This is a genomic window from Streptomyces sp. 1222.5, from assembly GCF_900105245.1.
Taxonomy (GTDB): Bacteria; Actinomycetota; Actinomycetes; order Streptomycetales; family Streptomycetaceae; genus Streptomyces; species Streptomyces albidocamelliae.
Window position 1 is genome coordinate 5,965,097 of the sequence record NZ_FNSZ01000001.1, and the last position, 25,475, is coordinate 5,990,571.

Below are 25,475 nucleotides of genomic sequence, written 5' to 3' on the forward strand. Positions count from 1 at the left end.
GGGCGTGTATGCAGGTACGTCTGCCCATCCGCGCGGCGGTATGCCATCCGCTTCCTGTGATCCTTGTCGCGCCGCCGCCGTGGAACCGCAGCGCCTGCGCGCTGCGGTTATCCGGGCAGACTCGCATATAAGGGACGGGACTCCCGTCAGAGGTTCCCGCACTCGAACCACACCGTCTTGCCGCCCCCGGCCCACGGTGTCACCCCCCACTTCCCGGTCAGGGCGTCGAGCAGGGCCAGTCCCCGCCCGCTCTCCGACTCAGGGTCCGGCGCGTCCGGCATCGAGGGGAGGCGGCGGAAACCGTCGGTGACCTCGACTCGCACCCCCGCCGTCCGCCGGGCCACCACGACCGTGCAGCGGCGGTCCGGGACGTGCCGCACGACGTTGGTCACCAGTTCGCTCACGCCCAGCTCCACGGCGAACGTCAGCTCCGCCAGCCCCCACTCGCGCAGCAGCGAGCGGACGATCCGGCGGATGTGGTGCACCGAGTGCTCGCCGACGGTGAGGTGCAGGCGGTACTGGGGGGTGCGCGGAATGTTGAGTTTCACGGTACGAGGCTGACCTCGCCTCACTACTCTCGGCTACAGATCGGATACAACGCGTCCGGCTGTGGACCGAGTTGTCTGGGAGGACCGTCCGTGGCCCACATCAACACCCTCGACCCCGGCGCCTCACCGCTCGACTACTACGGCTTCGAACTCCGCCGCCACCGGGAGGCGGCGGGGCTGACGCAGCGGCAACTGGGGGACATCGTCAATTACACGGGGTCGCTGGTGGGGCAGGTGGAGACGGCGCGGAAGGTGCCGACGCCCGAGTTCAGTGAACGGGTGGATATGGCGCTGGGGACGGGTGGCTTGCTATCGCGGCTGGTCGACCTGGTGCTGCGCAGCCAGCTTCCGGCATGGTTCCGGGAGGTGGCGGAGCTGGAGGCGCGGGCGATCGAGATCTGCACGTTCCAGACTCACGTGATCCATGGCCTGCTTCAGTCCGCGTCCTACGTTCGCTCGGTGCTCGGAGTCCTCGATCAGGTCAACCTCGGTGACCGTTCCGCTGTTCGGCTGGCTCGCCAGCGCATCTTTGAGAAGGGAGAGCCACCAGTCTTCTGGATGGTGCTCGGCGAGGCCGCGTTGTACCAGGAGATCGGCGGCCGCGAGGTCATGCGCGAGCAACTGGCCAAGCTGTTGTCCTTGGAGGGCGACCCTCGGATCAACGTGCAGATCCTGCCGTTCACAGCTGGGGAACACGCCGGACTGCAAGGCCCGTTCACCGTCTTCCGCTTTGCTGGCGATCCCCCCATCGTCTACACGGAGAGCTACAGCAGCGGGCATCCGACCGCGAATCCAAGCACCGTCAAGGACTGCTCGCTCCGATACGATCATCTTCGAGCCGCCGCGCTCTCGATCAAGGACTCGGCGGGGCTGATCCGGCGCGTGATGGAGGACCGCTATGGAGAGCAAGTGGCGTAAGTCCAGCTACAGCGGAGACCAGGGCGGCGAGTGCGTCGAGGTCGCCGAGTTGGCGGAAGCCGCTGTCGCCCTCCGCGACTCCAAGAACCCGGCGGGACCGATCCTCACGATCGCCCCCGCCACATTCACCCGCTTCGTCGACTGGGCGTCCGCTACATCCGCTGAATGATCGTCCCGGTGGCCAGGCCGCCGCCCGCGCACATCGTGATGAGCGCGAACTCCTTGTCGGTGCGCTCCAGTTCGTGGAGCGCGGTGGTGATCAGGCGGGCCCCCGTCGCGCCGACGGGATGCCCCAGCGCGATCGCACCACCGTTGACGTTGACCTTCTCCAGGTCCTGCTCGAAGACGCGGGTCCAGCTGAGCACGACGGACGCGAAGGCCTCGTTGATCTCCACGAGGTCGATGTCCTTGAGGGACATGCCCGCCTTGCCGAGCACGGCCTTCGTCGCGTCGATCGGCCCGTCCAGATGGAAGTGCGGGTCGGCGCCCACGAGGGCCTGCGCCACGATCCGCGCCCGCGGCCGCAGTTTCAGCGCACGCGCCATCCGCTTCGACGCCCACATGATCGCCGCCGCGCCGTCGGAGATCTGCGAGGAGTTGCCGGCCGTGTGCACGGCCGTGGGCATGACCGGCTTGAGCCCGGCCAGCGCCTCCATGGACGTGTCCCGCAGTCCCTCGTCCTTGTCCACCAGGCGCCACATGCCCTGCCCCGCGTGCTGCTCCTCCTCGGTGGTGGGGACCTGTACGGCGAAGGTCTCCCGCTTGAAGCGCTCCTCGGCCCAGGCGTGGGCGGCACGCTCCTGGGAGCGCAGGCCCAGCGCGTCCACGTTCTCCCGGGTCAGGCCGCGGTGCCGGGCGATCCGCTCGGCCGCCTCGAACTGGTTGGGCAGGTCGACGTTCCACTCGTCTGGGAACGGCTTGCCCGGCCCGTGCTTCGAGCCCGAGCCCAGCGGCACCCGGGACATCGCCTCGACCCCGCAGCTGATCCCGACGTCGATCACGCCCGCGGCGACCATGTTGGCCACCATGTGCGAGGCCTGCTGGGAGGAGCCGCACTGGCAGTCCACCGTCGTCGCCGCGGTCTCGTACGGCAGGCCCATGGCCAGCCAGGCCGTGCGGGCGGGGTTCATGGACTGCTCGCCGGCGTGGGTCACCGTGCCGCCGACGACCTGCTCGACCGCGTCGGCGGGGATGCCGGTACGGCCGAGGAGTTCACGGTAGGTCTCGCCCAGGAGGTAGGCGGGGTGCAGATTGGCGAGCGCACCGCCGCGCTTGCCGATCGGGGTCCGTACGGCTTCGACGATCACGGGTTCGGCGGCCATGGGCGCGGGTCCTCTCCGAGGCTCGGCTCCAGAACTAGTACGCGTTCTAGTTCTGCCTGAAGTCTGCGGAGGCGGCGCCCGTCACCGCAAGGGTCTTGCAGGTCTTGAAGTCGCCATCTGCACGAGTTCCGCACGCAATTGGGGCGGCGGAATGTCTTGCCACTTGTAGAACCCGTTACTACCTTCACGGCAGCCTGTATTCCTGATGGGCCGTCAGACCGGACGACGGGAGCCGCCGATGCACTGCCCCGCGCTGCCCGACGGGTTCGACTTCACCGACCCCGACCTGCTGCACCACCGCGTGCCCCTCCCCGAGTTCGCCGAGCTGCGCCGCACCGAGCCGGTCCGCTGGATCCCGCAGCCGCACGGCCTCGCGGGGTTCGCCGACACCGGCTACTGGGCGGTGACCCGGCACGCCGACGTCAAGTACGTCTCCACCCACCCGGAGCTGTTCTCCTCCACCCTCAACACGGCGATCATCCGGTTCAACGAGCACATCGAGCGCGACGCGATCGACGCGCAGCGGCTGATCCTGCTCAACATGGACCCGCCGGAGCACACCCGCGTGCGCCAGATCGTGCAGCGGGGCTTCACCCCGCGTTCGATACGCGCTCTGGAGGACCGGCTGCGCGCCCGCGCGGAGGCGATCGTGGCCGGTGCCCGCGCCCGCTCCGGGCCGTTCGACTTCGTCACCGAGGTCGCCTGCGAACTGCCCCTTCAGGCCATCGCCGAGCTGATCGGCGTCCCCCAGGAGGACCGCTCCAAGATCTTCGACTGGTCCAACAGGATGATCGCCTACGACGACCCCGAGTACGCGATCACCGAGGAGGTCGGCGCGCAGTCGGCCGCCGAGATCATCGCCTACGCGATGAACATGGCCGCCGAGCGCAAGAGCTGCCCGGCGCACGACATCGTGTCGACCCTGGTGGCGGCGGAGGACGAGGGCAACCTGAACTCCGACGAGTTCGGCTTCTTCGTGCTCATGCTCGCGGTGGCCGGCAACGAGACCACCCGCAACGCCATCACCCACGGGATGCACGCCTTCCTCACCCACCGCGACCAGTGGGACCTCTTCACCCGGGAGCGGCCCGCCACCGCGGCCGAGGAGATCGTGCGCTGGGCCACACCCGTCAACGCCTTCCAGCGGACCGCCACGCAGGACACGGAACTGGGCGGGGTGGAGATCAGGAAGGGCGACCGGGTCGGCCTCTTCTACGCCTCCGCCAACCACGACCCCGAGGTCTTCGCCGATCCGGACGCCTTCGACATCACCCGGGACCCCAACCCCCACCTCGGCTTCGGGGGCGGCGGCCCGCACTACTGCCTCGGCAAGTCCCTCGCGATCCTGGAGATCGACCTGATCTTCCACGCGATCGCCGACGCGATGCCCGGCCTGCGGCTCGCGGAGAACCCGCGCCGCCTGCGCTCGGCCTGGATCAACGGCGTCAAGGAACTCCAGGTCACCACCGGCTGACCGCACGGCCGGGGCCGACGGAGCCGGTGCCGTCGGCCCACCCCGAGGGAGGCAGGAGCACCCTCGTCCCTGCGCCCGTTCCTGCCTCCCCCGAGGTCCGCCGTTCCCGGCCGGCTACTCCCGGCCCGAGGCCGTCAGCGCCAGTACCGCCGACGCGAGCGCCGCGACCAGCAACGGGATGCCCAGACCGTGGTGGAGCACCAGCCAGGCGCCCAGGCAGGCGCCGGCCAGCATGGCGATCGCGGAGGCCGTCCGGCGCGGGGAGCGGTGGCCGGTGCCGTCGCCCAGACGGGATTCCGCGGCGAGACCGGTCAGGGTCATGGTCAGCACCGTGGTCGTCAGGTCGGAGACGCCCAGTCTGCGCACGGTGGCGTTGCGCAGGCCCATCGCGTAGGCCGTGAGGGCGATGAGGGCGTAGACCGTGCCGGTGGTGCCCGGCCGGATCAGGGCCACCGCCGCCGAGACCCCGACCAGCAGGGCCTCCGCGGCCAGGGTCAGCCGCGCCCACCTGCGGCGCGAGCCGGAGCCGAGGCGGGCCGCCACCCTGCCTCCCGTCGCCGCGCCGAGCAGGAAGCAGACCAGGGAGGTGGCCGTGTGGAGGACGGAGAAGCCGGGCGCGCCGGCCGCGGCGAAGCCGAGGACGACGACGTTGCCGGTCATGTTGGCGGTGAAGACCCGGCCCAGCCCCAGATAGCTGACGGCGTCGATCAGCCCGCTCACCACGGTCAGCACCAGGAGTACGGCCACCAGGCGGACCCCGCGCACCTCCGGGTCCGGCGCCGATGCCTGCGCTGTCGTCATGGTTGCTCCCGCTGGCCCGACGGACGAGTCGGTGACCACTCCACCATGCCGGTGGGCGGGGCGCCGGGTGGTCGCGGCACCGGCGTGTGCCCGGCGGCCGGGGGCCGGACACGCGCGCGCACCCCCGCCCGGCGGGGCGAGGGTGCGGAAGCGTGGGGGGAGGCTCGGAGGGGGCGAGCCGGGTGGAGCGCTCGGCGGAGGGACGCGGCTCGGCAGCGAGCGCTCAGGTGGAGCTCAGTGGCGTGCTGCTCAGTACCAGCCGTTGGCCTGCCAGAAGCTCCAGGCCTGGGCCGGGCTGCCGTAGCGGGACTTCATGTAGTCCAGGCCCCACTTGATCTGGGTGGCAGGGTTGGTCTTCCAGTCGGCGCCGGCGGAAGCCATCTTCGAACCCGGCAGGGCCTGGACCAGGCCGTAGGCGCCGGACGAGCTGTTGGTGGCGCTGGCGTTCCAGCCGCTCTCGTGCTCGACGATCTTGCTGAACGCGTTGAACTGCGCGGCGTCCGGGATCATCTTGTGCGCGATCGCCTGGGCGGAGGAGGCGGAGCTCGGGGCGGCCTGGGCGGGCGCCGCGCTCAGTGCCATACCGGCGGTGGCGGCGGCCACGGCGGCGGCGGTGAGGGCCTTCTTCGGGGAAGCGATGCGGCGGATGAAGGAGACGGACACGGAGAACCTCTTGCGTCGGGGACGGTGGATCGCCCGCATGGATGGACCACGCGCTGTGGCCGTATGCGTCGGCGCCGCGGCCCGGGTGGGCTCGTGGCGCCTGGCGACGTCGTCCAGACAAGCAGGCCGGAAACCCGTCCGCAATGACCCCTTTTACTAGTTGTGGCCGGATCGGCGGTGAACGTCCGCCCTGTGGCGTGGCTCTCAATCAGCAGGCCAGAAGGGGTGCCGGAAGGGATGTATCGGGCAAAACGGGCTACGGCCCCGTGTAGTAGGTGATGTGCGTCATGTGGGGTGCTTCACCGACTCGCTCACGAAGCGGATTCGGCGCCTCACGCAGCGACGCGGCCGGATGTGCCGCCGGTCACGCGCCCGGACCGTCGAATGTGACCGCGGTCTCGAACGCGGCCCGCCGGGTGGCCCGGCGCAGCGCGCGCAGCACCGCCGGACCGAGGAACACGGTCAGCAGCACCGTGCAGACGGCCCGGCCCAGATCCCAGCCGAGGGAAGTGGTCAGGCAGTACGCGACGAAGCGGGCCAGGTTCGCGGGCACCGCCGCCTGCGGGTCGAAGGAGATGTTCGACGCCGCGGCCCCGAGGAAGGGCCAGCCGGCCAGGTTCATGATCGTGCCGTAGGCGAAGGCGGCCAGGAAGCCGTACACGGCCAGCATCAGCACTTCCCCCCGGCCGCGCAGCCGCACCGGGCCCGGGAGCAGACCGGCGCCCATCGTGAACCAGCCCATCGACAGCATCTGGAACGGCAGCCACGGTCCGACCCCGCCCGTGAGCAGCGCGGACGCGAACATCGTCACCGAGCCCAGCGTGAAACCGAATCCCGGTCCGAGCACCCGCCCGCTGAGCACCATCAGGAAGAACATCGGCTCGATGCCGGCCGTGCCCGCGCCGATCGGGCGCAGCGCCGCCCCGGTCGCGGCCAGCACCCCCAGCATGGCCACGGCCTTCGGTCCGAGGTCCGACTCCGAGATCGTCGCCGCCACCACCGCGACCAGCAGCAACAGCAGACCCGCGAAGAGCCAGGGCGCGTCCTGGGCGTGCGCGTTCAGCTGGGCGGTGGGCGGGGCCAGGAAGGGCCAGCCGAAGGCCGCCACCCCCACCGAGCTGACCAGCGCCAGCGCGGCGAGGGAGCGGGGGCCGAGGCGGACGGCGCGCACCCGGGTGGACGTCATGCCAGTGCCTCCCGCACCTCGGCCACCGTCAGCCAGCGCTGCGGGGCCAGGATCTTCGTCACCTGCGGCGCGAAGGACGGCGACGACACCACGATCTCGGCGGTGGGCCCGTCGGCGATCACCTCGCCCTCGGCGAGCAGCACCACCCGGTGGGCGATCTCCGCGGCCAGCTCCACATCGTGCGTGGCCAGCACGATCGCGTGCCCCTCGGCGGCCAGGTCCCGCAGGACGACGGCCAGACGGGCCTTCGCCGCGTAGTCCAGGCCGCGCGTCGGCTCGTCCAGCAGGAGCAGGGGAGGACGGGCGGTGAGCACCACGGCCAGGGCGAGCGCCAGGCACTGGCCCTCGGACAGGTCGCGCGGGTGCGTGCCGTCCGTGATGCCCGGCAGCAGCCCGGACACCAGCGCCCGGCAGGTGCCGGGCTCGGCACCCGCGTCCCGGTCGGCGGCCGCGCACTCGGCGGCCACCGTGTCGGCGTACAGCAGATCGCGCGGCTCCTGCGGGACCAGGCCGACGCGGCGGACCAGTTCGCGGGGCGCAGTGCGGTGCGGCGCGGCTCCGCCCACGTCGACCGTGCCGGTGGTGGGGGTGACCAGACCGACGAGCGAGTTGAGCAGGGTGGACTTGCCGGCGCCGTTGCGGCCCATGAGGGCGACGGTCTCGCCCGGGGCGACGGTCAGGTCCACGCGGTGCAGGGCCTCCGTCCGGTTGCGGCGGACGGTGACGTCGTGCAGGACCGCGATGTGCGGGGTGTGCGGTACCGGTGCGGCGGGGCGGCGCCGGAACAGGCCGCGGCGGGCCGGCCCGGCCGAGTCCTCCGGTACCCGCCGCCGCTGGGCGGGGAGCCGGGCCGCTCGCCCACGCTCGCCGGGTGCCGCCGCGCGGCCGTCCACGGCGGCCCCGGCCAGCCGGTCGCGCAGGGGAGCGGCGCGGCGGCGGGCGTCGCGCACCGTCAGCGGGAGCGGGGCCCAGCCCGCCAGCCGGCCCAGGGCGACGACCGGGGGGTACACCGGGGACGCGGCCATCACCTCGGCCGGGGCGCCGACCACCGGGGCGGCACCGGGCGCGGGCAGCAGGACGACCCGGTCCGCGTACTGCACCACGCGTTCCAGCCGGTGCTCCGCCATCAGCACGGTCGTCCCCAGGTCGTGCACCAGGCGCTGGAGCACGGCCAGCACCTCCTCCGCCGCGGCCGGGTCCAGCGCCGAGGTCGGCTCGTCCAGGACCAGCACCCGGGGGTGCGGGGTGAGGACCGAACCGATCGCGACCCGCTGCCGCTGCCCACCGGAGAGCGTGGCGATGGGCCGGTCCCGCAGCCCCGCCAGGCCCAGCAGATCCAGGGTCTCCTCCACCCTGCGCCGCATCACCGCGGGCGCGAGTCCCAGCGACTCCATGCCGTAGGCGAGTTCGTCCTCCACGGTGTCCGTCACGAAGTGGGCGAGCGGATCCTGCCCCACCGTGCCGACCACGTCGGCGAGTTCCCGCGGCTTGTGGGTACGGGTGTCCCGGCCGGCCACCGTGACCCGCCCGCCGAGGGTGCCGCCCGTGAAGTGCGGGACCAGGCCGCTGACCGCGCCGAGCACGGTCGACTTGCCCACCCCGGACGGGCCGACGAGCAGCACCAGTTCGCCCTCGGGCACCTCGAAGTCCACGCCCCGGACGGTGGGTCCGGCCGCGCCGTCGTAGGTGACGCCGACGTTCTCGAAGCGGATCACGACGGCTCCTCGGGGATTCGGGACACCTCGGGTGCCCGGGGGACGACGAAGGCGGGCAGCAGCGCCGGCAGCACGGCGACCGCGGGCCACAGCGGGAACACGGGCGCGACCAGGGGCACCACCCCCGGGTGCAGCGCGTCCGGGTCGCGGACCGAGGCGAGCGCGAGCAGTGCGGCGACCGCCACGCCTGACCCCGCGACCAGCCAGGCCCGTACGCCCCAGGGGTCCGGGCGGTACCGGGTGCGCAGGGAACGGCGGCCGCCCAGGCGCAGACCCGCGAGCGCGGCGGCCACACCGGCGAGCAGCACCGGCAGCCCGTACGTGCCGCCCTCGGCCGTGAGCAGCCCGTACGTTCCCGCGCACACCCCGAGCAGTCCGCCGAGGGTGAGCGCGGCGGTCGTACGGCGGACGCGGGCGGGCACCTCGGCGGTGCGGCCGTAACCGCGGGACTCCATCGCGGCGGCGAGCGCGACCGAGCGCTCCAACGCCCCCTCCAGGACCGGCAGTCCGACCTGGAGCAGGCCCCGCACGCCCCGGTCGGGGCGGCCCCGCAGCCGGCGGGCGGCCCGCAGCCGCCGTACGTCGGCGATGAGATGCGGCGCGAAGGTGAGGGCGACGACGACGGCCACCCCCGTCTCGTACAGCGCCCCGGGCAGCGACTTCAGCAGCCGGGAGGGGCCGGCCAGGGCGTTCGCCGCGCCCACGCAGATCAGCAGGGTGGCCAGCTTCAGTCCGTCGTAGCCGGCGAAGACGAGCGCCTCGGCGGTGACCCGGCCGCCCAGCCGGATGCCCTGCGCCCAGTGGGGGAGCGGGATCTCGGGGAGGGTGAACAGGGTGTGCGTGCCGGGGATGGGGGAGCCGAGGGCCACCGCGAAGAGCAGGCGGACCAGCAGGACGGCGAGGCCGAGCCTGACGAACGCGGCGTAGGAGCGGGCCCAGGGAGCCGAGGAGCGGTGCGTCGCCACGACGTAGGCGGAGGCGGCGACGAGGAGCGCGAGGAGGAGCGGGTTGGTGGTGCGAGTGGCGGCGGTACCGAGGGCGAGCGCCCAGAGCCACCAGGCACCGGGGTGCAACCGGGACCGGTACCGGTGCCGTGCGGTGGCCGGCGGCTTCGGCTTCCCGGCGGCACGGGGAACGGCGCGATCAGCCACGGCGCACCCGCTGTCGCAGGACGGCCCGCAGCTACACGGAGTCATCGCGCCGCCGCCGCGCCTGCCACACCGCGGCGCCCGCCAGCACGGCCACCACCCCCACGCCGACCGGCAGACCCAGCGACGGCCCACCGCCGGACCCGCCGTCCGGCCCGTGCTTCTCCGGTGCGGCGGCCGCGGGCTCGCGGTCCGCCGACACCTGTTCCCCGCACCCCTGGTGCGGATACCCGGCGATCGCGCACAACAGCGCGTTGGTGTCGTAGCGCAGGGGTCTGGCGACCGCGGCCACCGCGTCCGCGCTCGTCGCGTCCGGCGAGAGGCGGGCGCACGCGGTGCGGCGCGCGGGCGGCCGCTCGCCGGACGGGGCGTCGGCGGGCGTGCCGAAGTCGAGGACCAGCGCCACCCGCTTGGTGCCCGCCTTCGCGGGCGTTTCCGCGCAGATCGTGGTGAAGTCCGCCGTACCGCGCGGCCGGGTCGCGTCCGCGGAGTCCGCGCTCACGGCGAACCGGAAACCCTGGACCGCGCCGTCGTCCGGGCGCACCATCGACGGGCCCTGGGTGGCGTACGTCCAGTGGCCGCCGGAGCGCTCCCAGAACGACCAGTAGCGGTAGCCGGTGGCGTGGGCCGCGGTCGCGGGAAGCAGCAGGACGAGCGCGGCGACCAGCAGGGTCGCGGCACGGCGGACGGGGGTCACGGCCGGTTCTTCTTCCGGCCGCTGAGCAGGAAGCCGATGCCGATACCCGCCACGAGGCCGACGCCGACGATCCACCACACGCCGGTGTTCGAGTCGTCGTCGGACGCCTCGGCCTTCTTCCCGGCGGCCTTCTCCGCCTGCGGGGCCGGGCCCTGGGCGTTGAGGGAGCGGACCAGGCTGGTGCCGCCGAAGTCGTCCGGCTGCGCGCCCACCGCGTGCGCGGCGAGGATCAGCTGCGCGTACGCGGCCGGGCCGCTCTGCGCCGCCCACTGGGTGGCGTTCTTCTCCAGCCAGGCGTACACCTTCTTCGCCCGGTCGGTGCGGCCGTCCGCGGCGAGCGCGACGACCGCGTCCGCGGTGTTGCCGAAGTCGGGCTGGTCCTTGGCGCCGGGCAGGGTCGACTTCAGGTGACCGGTCTCGGCGACGGCCGATGCCAGGTAGGCGCCCGCGTTGTCCGCGAGCTGGGCCGGGGTGGGGTGGGCGGCCTTGACGCAGTCGTCCTTCGCGGGCGCCTTGCCCACCTCCGCGGCGAAGCCCTTGCCGAGCGAGCCCAGCAGGCCGGCCGCCGTCGCGTCCGCGTTGGCGAGCAGCTTGCCCTTCTTGTCCGGCTGGTAGGCGAGGGCGCCACCGCCGTCCTGGTCGCAGGGGACGGCCTGCGCGGCCAGCAGGTCGTAAGGGGTCCTGCTCCTGTTGTGCAGCTTCGCGACGTCCTGGCCGACCGCGGCGAACGCGCCGATGACGACGCTGGTGGAGTTGGTGTCGCTCGGGCCGCCCGGCGTGTACCCCCAGCCGCCGTCCTTGTTCTGCACGGTGGTCAGCCAGACCAGGGCCTTGCGGGTCTCGCGGTCGTGTCCGCCGACGGCGGCCAGGGCCTGCACGGCGGCCGCCGTGCTGTTGGTGTCCACCTGCGTCTTGTCGTCGCAGGCCTTGCCGGGCGCGGCACGGAAGGCGGCGAAGGAGCCGTTCGCGCACTGCTGCCCGGTGAGCCAGTCCACGGCCTTCGGGGTCGGCCGGTAGCCGAGGGTGCGCTGGGCGAGCAGCGTCAGCGACTGCCGCCACACGCCGTCGTACGTCGGGTCCGCCTTGCCGTACAGGCCGTCCGGCACCGCCACCTTGGGGGACGGGGACGCGTCGGCGGCCGTGGCGGGCGCGGCGGCGGCCAGCACGCCTATGGCGGCGAGAGCCGCGGCGCTGCGGCGAACGTTCATGGTCGGCGACTGCCTCTCCTGCGGGGAGCCTGCAGCGCACGGGAACACCCGGGCGGCTCGGCCCCGTGTACCTCGACGGTGCCGTGCGCGGCGGGCCGCCGACGCACGTGAGCCGGTCAACGTCCCGCCCGGGGCGGTCCGGCTCACCGCCCGCCGGGCGGCTCACGGTTGCGGGTCAGCGCCGGAATTGCACCGGCTTCCCCCCGTACGGGTGTGATGACGACTCCGCCACTTTACCGGCAGCCCCGCGCGGCCCGAGGGGTGGCCGTGGGCACACCGGCCCGGTGACCGGCGTCACGCTCTTGACGGGCTCGGGCCGTACGGCCGACGCGCACGGGATCGACGACGCGTGGGTGCCGCGCCGGGGACCGCGAGGGCCGGCCGGCGCGTCGTCGACCGGTCCGCCGCCGAGGACGGCCGAGGCGATCGGGTGTGGTGCACCCCGGGTGCCGCTCCCCCGTGACCGGCACCCGGGGCGGTCGCATCTCGCTCTCCGTGCCGTGATCCTCACCCACCGCTCCGGCAACTGTCAACGATTGCTGCCCCTTTGGGTAGGAAGCGCTGTCACCCCTGGTCGGTCACCGACCGACCCGGTAGCCTCGCGTCAGCCCGACACCGAACGGACGACAGCCCAGGGAGAACTCGGTGAGTGACGCGTACGCCGACCTGGCCGATGTCCTGCGCCGGCTCGGCGAGTTGACCGGCCGGCCGGGTCGGCTGCCGGAGGCCCTCGACGTGGCCGATCTGTCCCGCCGCACCGGAGTTCCCGTCGCCGTCGTCGCCGAACTCCTCGACGGCGGCCGGGCTCCCGAGACCATGCTGACCCAACGGGTGCGCCAGCGCCTCGACTTCATCCGCGAGAACCGGCGGAGGCCCGACGGAAAGCGGTACTCCCTGGGCGAGCTGGCCGCCATCGCCGGCACCAGCCGGCAGTGGCTGAGCGAGTGGCGCAAGAGCGGGATGCCGAGCCTCGCGCACACCGACCGGCTGCGCCGCTTCTTCGGCCTGCCCGCCGGGTTCTTCACCGCCGACGAACCGGAAGCGCTGCACGAGGCGCTGCAGCCCGTGCTGCAGAACCTGGAGGCCGAGGCCGACCCGCTGCTGCGGCTGCGCCAGAACGGACTGGTCCGGCTCGCCGCCCGCGCCCCGCAGATGAACGCCCACCAGCTCGCCACCCTCGCCGACCTGGCCGAGATGATCATCTCCGCGGAGCGGGTGGAGGACGCCGGGCGTACCTGACCCCGCGTCCAGGACGGGGGCGGGACGGTCCCGCCACGGCGCACGTCGCTCACACGGCCACGTACGCCACCGGCTCGCTCCCGGCGAGCGGTTCGGCCCGCCCCTGCTTCACCAGGCGGCGCAGATGGGACTCGGCCTCGGAGACGGCGATGTTCCGGGAGCCGTAGGGGATGTCGGCCCAGGGGCGGTTCCACTCCATGCGCTCCGCGAGCTGCCAGGGTGTGAGGGGCTCGCGGAGCAGCGCGAGCAGCCCGGCCAGCCGCTGCTCGTGGTGCTCGAGCAACTGCCGTACCCGGGCGGGCGCGTCGGTGAACGCGTACTGGTGGGCGGGGAGCACCTCGGCCGGGGTGAGCCGGCCCACCCGCTCCAGGGAGTCGAGGTAGTCGCCGAGCGGGTCGGTCACCGTGGCGTCGTCGGGGTCCTCGTACAGGCCGATGTGCGGGGTGATCTCCGGCAATAGGTGGTCGCCGCTGAACAGGCGCCCGCGACCCGCGCGTCGCGCGGGATGGTCCTCCTCCAGATGCAGGCAGACGTGGCCGGGGGTGTGTCCCGGGGTCCAGACGGCGCGCAGCCGGCGGCCGGGCAGGTCGAGGAGTTCGCCGGGCGCGACGTCCCGGTCCGGCAGGGCGGGGGAGAGACCGGGCAGGGTACGGCGGCCCCGGGCGGCCCGCAACGGGGCGATGTGCTCCTCGGGTGCCCCGGCCGCCGCGAGCTTGTCCGCCATGTACGCGTACCAGCGCTCGGGCCGGGTCTCCCGGGCCCGACGGACGATCGCCGCGTCGGCCTCGTGCATCGCCACCCAGGCGCCGGACGCCTCGCGCACTCGCGCGGACAGCCCGTGGTGGTCGGGGTGGTGATGGGTGACGACCACGCCGTACACCTCGGACACCGCCGTGCCGCAGGCCGCCAGGCCCGCCGCGAGCACGTCCCAGGACGCCGGATCGTCCCAGCCGGTGTCGACCAGCACCGGTCCCCGGCCGGTGTCCACGACGTACACCAGCGTGTGGCCGAGGGGGTTGTCAGGGATGGGGACCTGAAGGGACCGTACGCCCCCGCCGTGATCGAACGTCTTCGTCATCAGGCTCCTCCGCCCACCGCCCGCAGCCTTTCGATCCTGTTCACTATAACCAGACCTGACGCAACGTCAGTTAGGGGCGGCATAGGGGACGTGCGGGCGGGCACCCCGATTTGCGTCACGCTTTCGGCCCATTAGAGTGGAAACATCCCATATGGGCGTATCTGGGGAGAGCTCATGCAGCGAAGGACGATCAAGAGGGCCGCGGCCCTCAGCTCCGCTCTGGTGGCGACCGGTGTCGCCCTCATGCCGTTGAGCGTGCAGTCGGCGTTCGCGTCTCCGGCCCCGACGCAGGTGAGTTCCGCGGCGGTTGCTCCCGAGCAGAACCACTACCAGCAGGGCTTCCGGCAGGGCTTCCGTGACGGCTTCTCCGACGCGCGCTCCGACTGCGACCGCGACGGCTACGGCTCCGGCTACTCGTCCGGCCATGACTCCTCGTGGGCGCACGGTTACGTCGACGGCTACAACCGGGGCTACAGCTCGGCCTACAACCGGTACTGCGACTGAGTCCGCTTCACCGCGCGACGTTCGGGGCCGCACCGGCGGGTGATCCGCCGGTGCGGCCCCGGCCGGTGTCGGCCATTGCCCGCTGTAACTAGAACTGGTATCAGTTCTGAAACGGCGTCAGATACGCGCGGTGCGGCGGGAGGCAGTCGGCCATGACCGAGCTCGTGGAACACGGACAGCTGTTCATCGGCGGGGAGTTGACCGATCCCCTCGGCACGGACGTCATCGAGGTGGTCTCCCCGCACACCGAGGAGGTCATCGGCCGGGTGCCGCACGCCTCACGGGCGGACGTCGACCGGGCGGTGGCCGTCGCGCGCCGCGCCTTCGACGAGGGGCCCTGGCCACGGGCCACGCTCGAGGAGCGGATCGAGGTCGTCACCCGCATCAAGGACGGCATCGCCGCCCGGCACGAGGAGATCGCCCGCGTGATCTCCTCCGAGAACGGCTCCCCGTACTCCTGGAGCGTCCTCGCCCAGGCGCTCGGCGCGATGATGGTGTGGGACTCGGCGATCCGGGTCGCGCGGGACTTCACGTACGAGGAGCGCCGCGCCGGCGTCCTCGGCCCGCTCCTCGTCCGCCGCGAACCGGTCGGCGTGGTCGCGGCCGTCGTCCCGTGGAACGTCCCGCAGTTCGTCGCCGCGGCCAAGCTCGCCCCGGCGCTGCTGACCGGCTGCACGGTCGTCCTCAAACCGTCCCCGGAGTCCCCGCTGGACGCCTACCTCCTCGGTGAGATCGCGCGGGACGCCGGGCTGCCGGAGGGAGTGCTGTCCATCCTCCCCGCCGACCGGGAGGTCAGCGAGTACCTGGTCGGCCACCCCGGCGTCGACAAGGTCTCCTTCACCGGCTCGGTCGCGGCCGGCCGGCGCGTGATGGAGGTCGCCGCCCGCAACCTCACCCGGGTCACGCTGGAACTCGGCGGCAAGTCGGCGGCGGTCGTGCTCCCGGACGCGGACCTGGGGACGGCGGTGGCGGGCATCGTCCCGGCGGCCTTCATGAACAACGGCCAGGCCTGTGTGGCCCAGACCCGCATCCTGGTGCCGCGCGCCCGGTACGCCGAGTTCGCCGACGCCTTCGCGCAGGCGGCGAGCGCCCTGACGGTCGGCGACCCGCTGGACCCGGCCACCCAGGTCGGCCCCCTGGTCGCCCGGCGCCAGCAGCAGCGCAGCCTCGACTACATCCGCATCGGCCAGGAGGAGGGCGCCAAGATCCTCACCGGCGGCGGCCGGCCGGCGGCCCCGGACCGGGGCTGGTACGTCGAGCCGACCCTCTTCGGCGACGTGGACAACTCCATGCGGATCGCCCGCGAGGAGATCTTCGGCCCGGTGATCTGCCTGCTCCCGTACGGCGACGAGACCGAGGCCCTGAAGATCGCCGACGACTCCGACTACGGCCTGTCCGGCAGCGTGTGGACGGCCGACGTCGAACGCGGCATCGAGGTGGCCCGCCGCGTCCGCACCGGCACGTTCTCCGTCAACACCTTCAGCCTGGACATGCTCGGCCCGTTCGGCGGCTACAAGAACTCGGGTCTCGGGCGGGAGTTCGGCCCGGAAGGGTACGGCGAGTACCTGGAGCACAAGATGATCCACCTGCCGGCGGGGGCGTGAGGATGGGCGACCGCTGGCACGTCGAGGTCGACCGCTCCGTCTGCATCGGCTCGGCCCAGTGCCTCCACCACGCCCCGACCGCCTTCCGCCTCGACACGGCCCGCCAGTCCCACCCGGCGGACCCGGCCACCGACGCGAACGAGGCGATCCTGGCGGCCGCGGAGAGCTGCCCGGTGGAAGCGATCACCCTGACCCTCCTGGACACGGGGGAGACGGTGTTCCCACCGGAGGAGTAACGGGGCGGGGGTCCGGCGGCCGGGGGCGTGCCCTAGCGCGAAGCCCCCGGCTCCGTCAGGTCGATCAGGCGGCAGACCGTCTCGATGTCTATCTTGACCTGGGCGATGGAGGCGCGGCCCGAGAGCCAGGTGGTGAGGGCCGAGTGCCAGGTGTGCTCGATGACCCGGACGGCGGAGAGCTGCTGCGGCGTCGGATCCGCCAGGCCCATCGCGTCCAGGATGATCGCCGTCGTCTGCCGGGAGACCTGGTCCACCTCGGGGGAGACGCTGCGGTCGGCGAAGGTCAGGGCCCGGACCATCGCGTCCGCCAGGTGCGGCTCGCGCTGGAGGGCGCGGAAGGCGCGCATCAGCGTCTCCGCCACCCGCTCGGCCGCCGTGTCCCCCGCCGGCGGCTTCTTCCGCAGCGTGCCGTGCATGTGCTCCAACTGGTCCTGCATGGTGGCGACCAGCAGGTGCACCTTCGACGGGAAATAGCGGTACAGCGTGCCGAGCGCCACCTGCGAGGACTCGGCCACCTCACGCATCTGCACCGCGTCGAAACCGCCCCGGCTGGCCAGGTGGGCGCTCGCGCGCAGGATCCTGCGGCGGCGGGCCTCCTGCCGCTCGGTGAGCGGCGGCGACGCCGGCCGCGACGTACTGGCTTCCGCAGGCATGGGTCCCGTTCCGTGACAGTCGGTGAGGGTGTCGGTGGGGCATGTGATCATCCGGCGCGGAGGGGGCCCGTGTCGTGGCGTGAATCACCTGATCCACTGCTCACAGCGCCCCTACCTGCCGGTAGATTCAGAGCCTCTTGAACGATCAAGTCTGAAACTTGTTCTAGATTAGCGTCCCGTCGTAGTCTCGCGGGACAGTGCATGCAGAAGGGGGCACCGAGTGACCGCCGAGGCCCGGGAAGCGGGTGCCCAGGAGGACTCCGCAGCCGACGGCAAGCGACCGCTCCACATCGCACTCCTCACCTATAAAGGGAACCCGTTCTGCGGCGGCCAGGGTGTCTACGTACGGCATCTCTCGCGTGAGCTCGCCCGCCTCGGCCATCGCGTCGAGGTCATCGGCTCGCAGCCGTACCCCGTCCTCGACGAGGGCTGCCCCGCGCTCACCCTGACCGAGCTGCCCAGCCTCGACCTGTACCGCCAGCCCGACCCCTTCCGCACCCCCGGGCGCGACGAGTACCGGGACTGGATCGACGCCCTCGAAGTGGCGACGATGTGGACCGGCGGCTTCCCCGAGCCCCTGACCTTCTCGCTGCGCGCCCGCCGCCATCTGCGCGCCCGCCGCGGCGAGTTCGACGTCGTCCACGACAACCAGACCCTCGGCTACGGCCTGCTGGGCGACATCGGCGCACCCCTGGTGACCACGATCCACCACCCCATCACCGTCGACCGGCAGCTGGAGCTGGACGCCGCCGAGGGCTGGCAGCGCCGCTACTCGGTGCGCCGCTGGTACGCCTTCACCCGCATGCAGAAGCGCACCGCCCGCCGGCTGCCCTCCGTCCTCACCGTCTCCGGCAGCTCCCGGCAGGAGATCGTGGACCACCTCGGCGTCCGCGAGGAGCGCGTCCACGTCGTCCACATCGGTGCCGACACCGACCTGTTCGCGCCGAATCCGGCCGTCCCCGAGGTGCCCGGCCGGATCGTCACCACCTCCAGCGCCGACGTCCCCCTCAAGGGCCTGGTCTTCCTGGTGGAGGCGCTGGCGAAGGTGCGCACCGAGCACCCGGCCGCCCACCTCGTCGTCGTCGGCAAGCGCCCCACCGAGGGCCCGGTCGCCCAGGCCGTCGAGCGCTACGGCCTCGAAGGCGCCGTCGAGTTCGTCAAGGGCATCTCCGACGCCGAACTCGTCGACCTGATCCGCTCGGCCGAGGTCGCCTGCGTGCCCTCCCTGTACGAGGGCTTCTCGCTGCCCGCGGCCGAGGCCATGGCCACCGGCACCCCCCTGGTCGCCACCACCGGCGGCGCGATCCCCGAGGTCGCGGGCCGCGACGGCGAGACCTGCCTGGCCGTGCCGCCCGGCGACGCCGGAGCCCTGGCCGCCGGCCTCGGCCGGCTGCTCGGAGACCCGGAACTGCGCGCCCGGCTCGGCGCCGCGGGCCGCGAGCGGGTGCTGAGGAACTTCACGTGGGCACGCGCCGCCGAAGGCACCGTGGCCCGCTACCGCGAGGCCATCGCACGCTCCGCGGGCGGCGACGGCGCCCACGCCACGGCCGGCGGCGCGACGGCCCCCGTTCCCGGCCGTTCCGCGGCTTCACCGAGTGTCGCGGTCACGGCGTCCCGGAGCGACGCGTCCACGACCTCGGCCAGTGACACCGGCGTCTACACCGAAAGCAGGGCCACGTGCTGACCGTCGACTTCTCCCGGTTCCCGCTCGCCCCGGGCGACCGTGTCCTGGACCTCGGCTGCGGGGCCGGCCGGCACGCCTTCGAGTGCTACCGGCGCGGCGCCCAGGTCGTGGCTCTCGACCAGAACGCCGAGGAGATCCGCGAGGTCGCCAAGTGGTTCGCGGCGATGAAGGAGGCCGGCGAGGCCCCCGAGGGCGCCACCGCCACGGCCATGGAGGGCGACGCCCTGGCCCTGCCCTTCCCCGACGAGTCCTTCGACGTCGTCATCATCTCCGAGGTGATGGAGCACATCCCCGACGACAAGGGCGTCCTCGCGGAGATGGTCCGCGTGCTCAGGCCGGGCGGCCGGATCGCCGTCACCGTGCCGCGCTACGGCCCCGAGAAGGTCTGCTGGGCGCTGTCCGACGCCTACCACGAGGTCGAGGGCGGCCACATCCGCATCTACAAGGCCGACGAGCTGGTCGGGAAGATCCGCGAGGCCGGCCTGAAGCCGTACGGCAGCCACCACGCGCACGCCCTGCACTCGCCGTACTGGTGGCTGAAGTGCGCCTTCGGCGTCGACAACGACAAGGCGCTGCCGGTCCGGGCGTACCACAAGCTGCTGGTCTGGGACATCATGAAGAAGCCCCTGGCCACACGGGTCGCCGAGCAGGCTTTGAACCCGCTGATCGGCAAGAGCTTCGTGGTCTACGCGACCAAGCCGCACCTGCCGCGTCTCGCCGGGACCGACGGGGCGGCCGCCAAGTGACGACGCCCCGGACGGAACACCTGGTCCTGCCCGGGGTCCTCACCGCCGGGCAGGCCGCCGCGACCGTACGCGGCATCCTCGCCGCGCAGCGGGAGGACGGCGCGATCCCGTGGTTCCGCGGGCACCACCTCGACCCCTGGGACCACACCGAGGCCGCCATGGCCCTCGACGCGGCCGGCGAGCACGAGGCGGCCGAGCGGGCCTACGACTGGCTCGCGCGGCACCAGCTCGAGGACGGCTCCTGGTACGCGGCCTACGCCGACGGCGCCCACGACGACGTCAGCGACCGCGCCCGCGAGTCGAACTTCGTCGCCTACATAGCCGTCGGCGTCTGGCACCACTACCTGTCCACGGGGGACGACACCTTCCTGGACCGCATGTGGCCCTGCGTCTACGCGGCGGTCGAATGGGTGCTGCGGCTCCAGCGGCCCGGCGGGCAGATCGGCTGGCGGCGCGAGGACGACGGCACCCCCACGGCCGACGCCCTGCTCACCGGCAGCTCCTCCGTCCACCACGCCCTGCGCTGCGCCCTCGCCATCGCCGAGCAGCGCGAAGAGCCTCAGCCCGACTGGGAGTTGGCGGTCGGTGCGCTGCGCCACGCGATCCGCCGGCACCCCGAGCGGTTCCTCGACAAGGACCGCTACTCGATGGACTGGTACTACCCGGTCCTCGGCGGTGCGCTGACGGGGTCGGAGGCCAAGGCCCGCATCGAGGAGTCCTGGGACCGCTTCGTCGTCCCCGGCCTCGGCGTGCGCTGCGTGATCCCCAACCCGTGGGTGACCGGCGGCGAGTCCAGCGAACTCGCCCTGGCCCTCTGGGCGGTCGGGGAGTCCGACCGCGCCCTGGAGATCCTGCAGTCCATCCAGCACCTGCGCGACCCCGCGACCGGCCTGTACTGGACCGGCTACGTCTTCGACGACGACGCGATCTGGCCCCGCGAGCTGACCACCTGGACCGCGGGTTCGCTCCTCCTGGCCGTGGCCGCGCTCGGCGGCCACGACGCCACCTGCGCGGTCTTCGGCGGCGACCGCCTGCCGACCGGCCTGGACCCCGACTGCTGCGCCTAGCCGACGCGAGCGGCACGGCCCCCCGGGGACCGTGCCGCGTGTCGCCTCAGTGCCGCTGCATCCGGTTGGCGATGGCGTGGCCGACGAACAGGTAGACCACCGCGGCGAGGCCGTAGCCGGCCACCACCCGGGCCCAGGCCTCGTCGAACGTGAAGAGGTCGTGGGACCAGCCGGCCAGCCAGGCGGCGGCGTCATGGACGAACTGCACCAGGCTGTTCGCCCGGTTCGCGTCCAACAGGTACATCAGAATCCAGAGGCCGAGTATGAAGGCCATGACGTCGGCGACGATCGCCACGACCGTCCCGGCCTGATTCGCGCCCGTGCGATATCGAGACATGTTCTTCGGATTGCCGCTTCCGGGCCCGTGAAACAGGGCCGGGCGCGCCGACGGCGTTCCTCCCCGAGTGGCGGGACGCGGCCGTTCGGGTGAACCTGCCGGAGGAAGCAGACCGCTCGGGGAAACACGTCCGGAGGACCTTGTGCCCGTACCGATACGGCGCCTCTTCGTGGCGCTCACCCTCTGCTGCGCACTGGTGGCGGGCGCCACCGCCTGCGGCAGCAGTGAGAAGACCAGCAGTACGAAGACAGCCGCTTCGGCGGTGGCCGCCGCGCAGGAGGCCACTCCCAGCCCGTCCACGTCCGCCGAACGCCAGAAATTCGCCAAGACCCGCTTCGTCGCGAACGCGGGCCTCGCCGCCGGCGCCACCTACCAGTGGATCGTGAAGCCCTGGAAGGCCGGCAAGTTCAAGAAGGGCGCCCACGGCCGCAAGCTGTCCCTGGTGAAGGCCGGTCTCGCCGGTGCCTTCGCCTACAACCGCCTCAAGGCCGCGCAGAAGAACGCCCAGGGCGATCCGTTGCTGTCGAAGGCAGTCGCGCCGCTCACCGCGGGCATCGCGTCCCTCAAGAGCCTGCCGTCCAAGCTGCGCAAGGGCGACGAGGGCGCGGCGAGTTCCTTCGACGACATCATCAACCAGGTGAAGGACGCAGGGAAAAGCGCCGGCGCCGAGGTCAAGAACAAGGTCCCCTCGACGTCGCAGCTCACCCAGGGCTAGGAGTTCAGCTCCGCCAGCACCCTGAGGGTGTGCGGGTCCGGTGACAGGACCAGCAGGTCCGTCACCGGGCCCTTGCGCCACAACTCCAGCTTTTCCGCGATGCGTTCGCGCGGGCCGACCAGGGAGATCTCGTCGGCGAAGGCGTCCGGGACGGCCAGTACGGCCTCCTCCCGGTGTCCGGCGAGGAACAGCTCCTGGATCCGCCGGGCCTCCGCCTCGTACCCCATGCGGGCCATGAGGTCGGCGTGGAAGTTGCGGGCCGCGTGCCCCATCCCGCCGATGTAGAACCCGAGCATGGCCTTGACGGGCAGCAGTCCCTCCGCGACGTCGTCGCACACCTTCGCCCGTGCCATCGGAGCCACCAGGAACCCCTCGGAGAACTCCCGCACGACGTCCCCGTACCCCTCCGGCCGGCTCGGCGACCAGTACAGCGGCAGCCAGCCGTCGGCGATGCGGGCCGTCTGCGCCACGTTCTTCGGCCCCTCGGCGCCGAGCAGCACCGGCAGCTCGGCCCGCAGCGGATGGGTGATCGACTTCAGTGGCCTGCCGAGCCCCGTCCCGTCCGGCCCCCGGTACGGCAGCGGATGGAACCGCCCGTCCACCTCCACCGGCGCCCGGCGGCGCAGCACCTGCCGTACGACGTCCACGTACTCCCGGGTCGCGGTCAGCGGGGACTTCGGGAACGGGCGGCCGTACCAGCCCTCCACCACCTGCGGCCCGGACAGGCCCAGCCCGAGCAGCGTCCGCCCGCCGGAGAGGTGGTCCAGGGTGAGCGCCTGCATCGCGGTCGCGGCAGGCGAGCGGGCGGCCATCTGGGCGACGGCCGTACCCAGCCGGATCGTCGAGGTCCGCGCGGCGATCCAGGTCAGCGGGGTGAAGGCGTCCGAGCCCCAGGACTCCGCCGTCCACACCGAGTGGTACCCGAGCCGCTCCGCCTCCTGGGCGAGCGCCACGTGCCCGGGGTCCGGACCGCGTCCCCAGTAGCCGAGTGCGAGACCGAGCCGCATACGCCTACCTCCTGACGGAGCGTCAGTTCATCGACCGGGAGGCGACTGTACGACAACGGCCCCCCGCCCGGAAGGGCGAGGGGCCGGAGTACGGCGAGATGCGGGACTCAGCCTCGCTGGATGCCGGAGGTGTCCTGGAGGACACCGCGGCGGCCGTCCTGGGTCTGCGCGACCAGCGCGGCACCGCGCTGCTCGACGGCCAGGTACCAGGTGCCGGGCGCCAGTTCGGCGATCGGGTTCGTCGAGCCGTCCTCCGCGAACAGCTGGCGCGGCACCGGCACGGCGAACCAGAACGGCGAGAAGTCCCCGCCGCCGGAGGTCTGCGGCGCCGGAGCGGCGGGACCGGCGGGCGGCTGCTGCCCGGCCGGCGGGTGCTGTCCGAACGGCTGCCCCGGCTGCGGCTGGGCACCGTACGGCTGCCCCGGCTGCGGCTGGGCGCCCGGGTAGCCGTAACCACCCTGCGGCTGGGCGCCGTAGGGCTGCGGGGCGACCGGCTTGGGGGCCGAGACGAGCGGGGCCTGGAGGGCGGGCACCAGCGGGGTGGCGACGGCGGCACCCGCGAGAACGAGTGCGGCGATGAAGCCGAGGATGAGGCCGGCGCCGGCGTCCAGACCGTCCGGAACGTCGATCAGCGACCACAGCAGCGTCCAGGCCGCGAGGACGCCGAACGCGGTGCCGGTGGCGCCGAGGTCGAGTCCGAGGACCTTCCGCGGCTGGGGCAGGCAGCGGTTGACGACGATGAGGACGGCACCGATCACCGCGCCCATGTAGATGCCCAGACCCATGCCGAGGTCTTCCCAGGCGTTCCGGGACTGCGTGGTGCCGAAGCCGGAGTAGCTTTGGTAGGTCAGGAACGACGCGATGAACAGCACCACCGCTGCTCCGATCACCACGCCGTCGCCTCTAGTGAGGGAGCGGATATTCACTTCAGGTCCTTCGTAAGTCGTCTCGTCGTCGGTAGACACTATCGTCCGCAAGATCCGGCTGTCCGGCCGGTTCCGCATGCCGGTCAGGACCGACGCAGGAAACTCACCATTCCCTCGGAGATCCCCCGCGCCGCCTTCTGCCGCCAGGCGCCGCTGGTCAGTAGTGCCGCGTCCTTGCTATCGCGCATGTTGCCGCACTCGATGAACACCTTGGGGACTGTTGACAGATTGAGACCACCCAGGTCCGTGCGCGTGACGAAACCGGTACCTCCGCCGAGGTAGTTGGAGGGCGGTTCACCGGTCTCGCGCACGAAGTTGCCCACGATGCGCACCCCGAGGTCGTGGGAGGGGTCGACGATCTTCCGGGTGTCCGCGGCGCCGGAGTGCACCGATCCCGGCATGATGACGTGGAAGCCGCGGTTGCCGGGTGCCGAGCCGTCGGCGTGCAGGGAGATGGCCGCGTCGGCGTGCGCCGCGTTGCCGATCCGGGCCCGCTCGTCCACGCAGGGCCCCCAGGCCGGGCTGTCCCCGTCGTGGGTCAGCTTCACCGTGGCGCCCTGCTGTTCCAGGAGCGTGCGCAGCCGGTGCGCCAGATCGAGGGTGAACCGGGCCTCCGGGTAACCGGCGTTGGTGGACGTCCCGGTGGTGTCGCACTCCTTCCGGTTCGTCCCGATGTCCACCGTGCGGTTGATCTGGGCCGTGTGCTGGAAGTTGCCGAGGTTGTGCCCCGGGTCGATGACGACGACCTTGCCCTTGAGCGGTCCCGAGGCGGCGGCCGTCGGCGACTTGGCGGGCCGCTTGCCGTCGTCGTCCGAGGAACTGGGCGAGGCGGACCGGGCCGACGGCGAGGAGGGGGACGCCGGGGCGGTGCGCGAGGGCGAGCCCGAGGCAGGGGCCGCCGTGCGGTCGGAGCCTTCCGGACCGCCGCCGCCCACCGCCTCGTACACCAGCCAGCCGAGCAGTGCTCCGGGCACCAGCGCGGCGAGCGCCACGGTCAGCGGTCCGCGCCGGGACCGGCGCGGCTGCGGGGGATCGAAATCCGGGCCTACGTACGACACGCTGCCACCTTACGGTCCGACGCGCCCCGCCCGCACAGACTCCGACCGGTGCTTCGGCCGGCCGGCCGCGGCGGGGAGGGGCTGACGCGCCGCGTGCCGGCCGGGTACGGCGGGCGAGGAGGCGGAGCGCCGTGCGCCGGACCGCTGTTGTGCGGGTGAGCGGTCGGCGGCGGACGCGCCGTCCGGCACGCTGCCGGCGGAGGTCAGATGCCTGTGCCGGTCCGGCGGAGTACGCGCAGGGAACCCGTCGCCGAGACCTCCGTGAACGCGCCGGAGTCCAGGGCGCGCAGGTAGACGCGGTACGGGGCCTGGCCGGTGAACTCGTCCTCGGGGTGCGGGAAGACGTCGTGGATGACCAGCAGTCCGCCCTCGGCGACGTGCGGCGTCCAGCCCTCGTAGTCGGCGGTGGCGTGCTCGTCGGTGTGGCCGCCGTCGACGAAGACGAAGCCGAGCGGGGAGTTCCAGATCGCCGCGATCTGCGGGGAGCGGCCGACCAGGGCGACCACGTGGTTCTCCAGGCCCGCCCGGAACAGCGTGCGCCGGAAGGCCGGGAGCGTGTCCATCAGGCCGATCTCCGGGTCCACCGTCTCCGGGTCGTGGTAGTCCCAGCCGGGCTGCTGCTCCTCGCTGCCCCGGTGGTGGTCGACGGTCAGCGCCGTGACCCCGGCCGACCGGGCCGCGTCGGCGAGCAGCACCGTGGACCGGCCGCAGTACGTGCCGACCTCCAGCAGTGGCAGCCCCAGCCCGCCGGCCTCCACGGCGGCCGCGTACAGCGCCAGGCCCTCGTCCACGGGCATGAACCCCTTGGCCGCCTCGAACGCGGCCAGGATCTCGGACTTGGGTGCGGCGGACATGGGTGGCCTTCCGGTCGTACGGCTGTCTGGCCGCCCATGCTGCCGTACCCCCTGGCCGTCAGCACGACCAGGGGGTACGGGAGGAGG

27 protein-coding genes and 1 riboswitch are annotated in these 25,475 nt (G+C 72.8%); of the genes, 11 read left to right on the top strand and 16 right to left on the bottom strand.

Annotated elements, in window-relative coordinates; all coding sequences use genetic code 11:
* Window positions 1-146 precede the first annotated feature (146 nt).
* Window positions 147-548, bottom strand: coding sequence for an ATP-binding protein (locus BLW57_RS26875; protein WP_256339601.1), 402 nt, complete (start codon window positions 546-548; stop codon window positions 147-149).
* 90 nt (window positions 549-638) lie between these two features.
* Here BLW57_RS26875 and BLW57_RS26880 point away from each other — a divergent pair, with 90 nt between their 5' ends.
* A complete protein-coding gene (locus BLW57_RS26880) occupies window positions 639-1,466 on the top strand; it encodes a helix-turn-helix domain-containing protein (protein ID WP_093478001.1) in 828 nt (275 codons plus the stop codon).
* Window positions 1,447-1,635: a DUF397 domain-containing protein gene (locus BLW57_RS26885; protein ID WP_093478002.1), complete on the top strand. Its 189-nt coding sequence runs from the start codon at window positions 1,447-1,449 to the stop codon at window positions 1,633-1,635. The genes BLW57_RS26880 and BLW57_RS26885 overlap by 20 nt, the downstream gene beginning before the upstream one ends.
* Here BLW57_RS26885 and BLW57_RS26890 read toward each other — a convergent pair.
* Window positions 1,619-2,788, bottom strand: a complete 1,170-nt coding sequence (locus BLW57_RS26890) for a steroid 3-ketoacyl-CoA thiolase (protein ID WP_093478004.1) — start codon at window positions 2,786-2,788, stop codon at window positions 1,619-1,621. The two genes, BLW57_RS26885 and BLW57_RS26890, sit on opposite strands and share 17 nt — an antisense overlap.
* Before the next feature lie 238 nt (window positions 2,789-3,026).
* On the opposite strand from BLW57_RS26890, the gene BLW57_RS26895 reads away from it, so the two are divergent.
* Complete coding sequence (locus BLW57_RS26895) at window positions 3,027-4,262, top strand: cytochrome P450 (RefSeq protein WP_093478005.1); 1,236 nt, start codon at window positions 3,027-3,029, stop codon at window positions 4,260-4,262.
* Window positions 4,263-4,376: 114 nt separating this feature from the next.
* Here BLW57_RS26895 and BLW57_RS26900 read toward each other — a convergent pair whose 3' ends face one another.
* From BLW57_RS26900 to BLW57_RS26930, 7 genes are all read right to left on the bottom strand, one after another.
* A complete protein-coding gene (locus BLW57_RS26900; RefSeq protein WP_093478007.1) occupies window positions 4,377-5,063 on the bottom strand; it encodes a YoaK family protein in 687 nt (228 codons plus the stop codon).
* 249 nt (window positions 5,064-5,312) lie between these two features.
* Entirely contained in the window at window positions 5,313-5,726 is a 414-nt protein-coding gene (locus tag BLW57_RS26905; RefSeq protein ID WP_093480904.1) for an aggregation-promoting factor C-terminal-like domain-containing protein, read from the bottom strand.
* A gap of 364 nt (window positions 5,727-6,090) precedes the next feature.
* The gene (locus BLW57_RS26910) at window positions 6,091-6,912 is read right to left on the bottom strand and encodes an ECF transporter S component (RefSeq protein WP_093478008.1); all 822 of its coding nucleotides are present in this window, start codon (window positions 6,910-6,912) and stop codon (window positions 6,091-6,093) included.
* Window positions 6,909-8,627 carry an ABC transporter ATP-binding protein gene (locus BLW57_RS26915; RefSeq protein WP_093478010.1) on the bottom strand — a complete coding sequence of 573 codons (1,719 nt, stop codon included), beginning with the start codon at window positions 8,625-8,627 and terminating at the stop codon, window positions 6,909-6,911. The genes BLW57_RS26910 and BLW57_RS26915 overlap by 4 nt, the downstream gene beginning before the upstream one ends.
* Window positions 8,624-9,778 carry a CbiQ family ECF transporter T component gene (locus BLW57_RS26920; protein ID WP_093478012.1) on the bottom strand — a complete coding sequence of 385 codons (1,155 nt, stop codon included), beginning with the start codon at window positions 9,776-9,778 and terminating at the stop codon, window positions 8,624-8,626. Before BLW57_RS26920 ends, BLW57_RS26915 begins: the two co-directional genes overlap by 4 nt.
* A gap of 31 nt (window positions 9,779-9,809) precedes the next feature.
* Window positions 9,810-10,472, bottom strand: a complete 663-nt coding sequence (locus BLW57_RS26925; protein WP_093478013.1) for an SCO2322 family protein — start codon at window positions 10,470-10,472, stop codon at window positions 9,810-9,812.
* Window positions 10,469-11,680, bottom strand: a complete 1,212-nt coding sequence (locus BLW57_RS26930; RefSeq protein ID WP_093478015.1) for a prenyltransferase/squalene oxidase repeat-containing protein — start codon at window positions 11,678-11,680, stop codon at window positions 10,469-10,471. Before BLW57_RS26930 ends, BLW57_RS26925 begins: the two co-directional genes overlap by 4 nt.
* A 114-nt stretch (window positions 11,681-11,794) precedes the next feature.
* Window positions 11,795-11,923, bottom strand: a riboswitch (cobalamin riboswitch).
* Between the two features lie 402 nt (window positions 11,924-12,325).
* Here BLW57_RS26930 and BLW57_RS26935 point away from each other — a divergent pair.
* A complete protein-coding gene (locus BLW57_RS26935; protein ID WP_093478016.1) occupies window positions 12,326-12,919 on the top strand; it encodes a transcriptional regulator in 594 nt (197 codons plus the stop codon).
* 49 nt (window positions 12,920-12,968) lie between these two features.
* Here BLW57_RS26935 and BLW57_RS26940 read toward each other — a convergent pair whose 3' ends face one another.
* On the bottom strand, window positions 12,969-13,997 hold the full coding sequence (locus BLW57_RS26940) for an MBL fold metallo-hydrolase (protein ID WP_093478017.1): 1,029 nt from the start codon (window positions 13,995-13,997) through the stop codon (window positions 12,969-12,971).
* Window positions 13,998-14,171: 174 nt separating this feature from the next.
* On the opposite strand from BLW57_RS26940, the gene BLW57_RS26945 reads away from it, so the two are divergent.
* The 3 genes from BLW57_RS26945 to BLW57_RS26955 all read left to right on the top strand — a co-directional run bounded on the left by BLW57_RS26945 (window position 14,172) and on the right by BLW57_RS26955 (window position 16,341).
* A complete protein-coding gene (locus BLW57_RS26945; RefSeq protein ID WP_093478019.1) occupies window positions 14,172-14,501 on the top strand; it encodes a FliH/SctL family protein in 330 nt (109 codons plus the stop codon).
* Window positions 14,502-14,653: 152 nt separating this feature from the next.
* The gene (locus BLW57_RS26950) at window positions 14,654-16,105 is read left to right on the top strand and encodes an aldehyde dehydrogenase (protein WP_093478020.1); all 1,452 of its coding nucleotides are present in this window, start codon (window positions 14,654-14,656) and stop codon (window positions 16,103-16,105) included.
* Window positions 16,106-16,107: 2 nt separating this feature from the next.
* Window positions 16,108-16,341: a ferredoxin gene (locus tag BLW57_RS26955; RefSeq protein ID WP_093478022.1), complete on the top strand. Its 234-nt coding sequence runs from the start codon at window positions 16,108-16,110 to the stop codon at window positions 16,339-16,341.
* 32 nt (window positions 16,342-16,373) lie between these two features.
* On the opposite strand, the gene BLW57_RS26960 is transcribed toward BLW57_RS26955, so the two are convergent.
* Window positions 16,374-16,994, bottom strand: a complete 621-nt coding sequence (locus tag BLW57_RS26960; protein WP_073894128.1) for a TetR family transcriptional regulator — start codon at window positions 16,992-16,994, stop codon at window positions 16,374-16,376.
* A gap of 220 nt (window positions 16,995-17,214) precedes the next feature.
* Here BLW57_RS26960 and BLW57_RS26965 point away from each other — a divergent pair, with 220 nt between their 5' ends.
* The 3 genes from BLW57_RS26965 to BLW57_RS26975 are packed head-to-tail and all read left to right on the top strand — an operon-like array spanning window position 17,215 to window position 20,491.
* A complete protein-coding gene (locus BLW57_RS26965) occupies window positions 17,215-18,678 on the top strand; it encodes a glycosyltransferase family 4 protein (protein WP_093478023.1) in 1,464 nt (487 codons plus the stop codon).
* Window positions 18,672-19,424 carry a class I SAM-dependent methyltransferase gene (locus BLW57_RS26970; protein WP_093478025.1) on the top strand — a complete coding sequence of 251 codons (753 nt, stop codon included), beginning with the start codon at window positions 18,672-18,674 and terminating at the stop codon, window positions 19,422-19,424. Before BLW57_RS26965 ends, BLW57_RS26970 begins: the two co-directional genes overlap by 7 nt.
* Window positions 19,421-20,491, top strand: a complete 1,071-nt coding sequence (locus BLW57_RS26975; RefSeq protein WP_093478026.1) for a prenyltransferase/squalene oxidase repeat-containing protein — start codon at window positions 19,421-19,423, stop codon at window positions 20,489-20,491. Before BLW57_RS26970 ends, BLW57_RS26975 begins: the two co-directional genes overlap by 4 nt.
* A gap of 46 nt (window positions 20,492-20,537) precedes the next feature.
* On the opposite strand, the gene BLW57_RS26980 is transcribed toward BLW57_RS26975, so the two are convergent.
* A complete protein-coding gene (locus BLW57_RS26980; protein ID WP_093478028.1) occupies window positions 20,538-20,828 on the bottom strand; it encodes a hypothetical protein in 291 nt (96 codons plus the stop codon).
* A gap of 142 nt (window positions 20,829-20,970) precedes the next feature.
* On the opposite strand from BLW57_RS26980, the gene BLW57_RS26985 reads away from it, so the two are divergent.
* Window positions 20,971-21,543 carry a hypothetical protein gene (locus BLW57_RS26985; protein WP_093478029.1) on the top strand — a complete coding sequence of 191 codons (573 nt, stop codon included), beginning with the start codon at window positions 20,971-20,973 and terminating at the stop codon, window positions 21,541-21,543.
* Here BLW57_RS26985 and BLW57_RS26990 read toward each other — a convergent pair.
* From BLW57_RS26990 to BLW57_RS27005, 4 genes are all read right to left on the bottom strand, one after another.
* Window positions 21,540-22,550, bottom strand: coding sequence for an LLM class F420-dependent oxidoreductase (locus tag BLW57_RS26990; RefSeq protein WP_093478031.1), 1,011 nt, complete (start codon window positions 22,548-22,550; stop codon window positions 21,540-21,542). The genes BLW57_RS26985 and BLW57_RS26990 overlap by 4 nt on opposite strands.
* Window positions 22,551-22,657: 107 nt before the next feature.
* Window positions 22,658-23,443, bottom strand: a complete 786-nt coding sequence (locus tag BLW57_RS26995; protein WP_093478032.1) for a DUF5336 domain-containing protein — start codon at window positions 23,441-23,443, stop codon at window positions 22,658-22,660.
* Window positions 23,444-23,559: 116 nt separating this feature from the next.
* Window positions 23,560-24,534, bottom strand: a complete 975-nt coding sequence (locus tag BLW57_RS27000) for an N-acetylmuramoyl-L-alanine amidase (protein ID WP_176985732.1) — start codon at window positions 24,532-24,534, stop codon at window positions 23,560-23,562.
* Between the two features lie 203 nt (window positions 24,535-24,737).
* Entirely contained in the window at window positions 24,738-25,388 is a 651-nt protein-coding gene (locus BLW57_RS27005) for a class I SAM-dependent methyltransferase (protein ID WP_093478034.1), read from the bottom strand.
* Window positions 25,389-25,475: the final 87 nt, after the last annotated feature.

Coding starts and splice junctions, on each gene's coding strand:
- BLW57_RS26960 (WP_073894128.1), bottom strand. CDS start 16,994: ATGCCTGCGGAAGCCAGTACGTCGCGGCCGGCGTCGCCGCCGCTCACC.
- BLW57_RS26930 (WP_093478015.1), bottom strand. CDS start 11,680: ATGAACGTTCGCCGCAGCGCCGCGGCTCTCGCCGCCATAGGCGTGCTG.
- BLW57_RS27005 (WP_093478034.1), bottom strand. CDS start 25,388: ATGTCCGCCGCACCCAAGTCCGAGATCCTGGCCGCGTTCGAGGCGGCC.
- BLW57_RS26890 (WP_093478004.1), bottom strand. CDS start 2,788: ATGGCCGCCGAACCCGTGATCGTCGAAGCCGTACGGACCCCGATCGGC.
- BLW57_RS26945 (WP_093478019.1), top strand. CDS start 14,172: ATGCAGCGAAGGACGATCAAGAGGGCCGCGGCCCTCAGCTCCGCTCTG.
- BLW57_RS26885 (WP_093478002.1), top strand. CDS start 1,447: ATGGAGAGCAAGTGGCGTAAGTCCAGCTACAGCGGAGACCAGGGCGGC.
- BLW57_RS26980 (WP_093478028.1), bottom strand. CDS start 20,828: ATGTCTCGATATCGCACGGGCGCGAATCAGGCCGGGACGGTCGTGGCG.
- BLW57_RS26910 (WP_093478008.1), bottom strand. CDS start 6,912: ATGACGTCCACCCGGGTGCGCGCCGTCCGCCTCGGCCCCCGCTCCCTC.
- BLW57_RS26955 (WP_093478022.1), top strand. CDS start 16,108: ATGGGCGACCGCTGGCACGTCGAGGTCGACCGCTCCGTCTGCATCGGC.
- BLW57_RS26895 (WP_093478005.1), top strand. CDS start 3,027: ATGCACTGCCCCGCGCTGCCCGACGGGTTCGACTTCACCGACCCCGAC.
- BLW57_RS26990 (WP_093478031.1), bottom strand. CDS start 22,550: ATGCGGCTCGGTCTCGCACTCGGCTACTGGGGACGCGGTCCGGACCCC.
- BLW57_RS26940 (WP_093478017.1), bottom strand. CDS start 13,997: ATGACGAAGACGTTCGATCACGGCGGGGGCGTACGGTCCCTTCAGGTC.
- BLW57_RS26950 (WP_093478020.1), top strand. CDS start 14,654: ATGACCGAGCTCGTGGAACACGGACAGCTGTTCATCGGCGGGGAGTTG.
- BLW57_RS26900 (WP_093478007.1), bottom strand. CDS start 5,063: ATGACGACAGCGCAGGCATCGGCGCCGGACCCGGAGGTGCGCGGGGTC.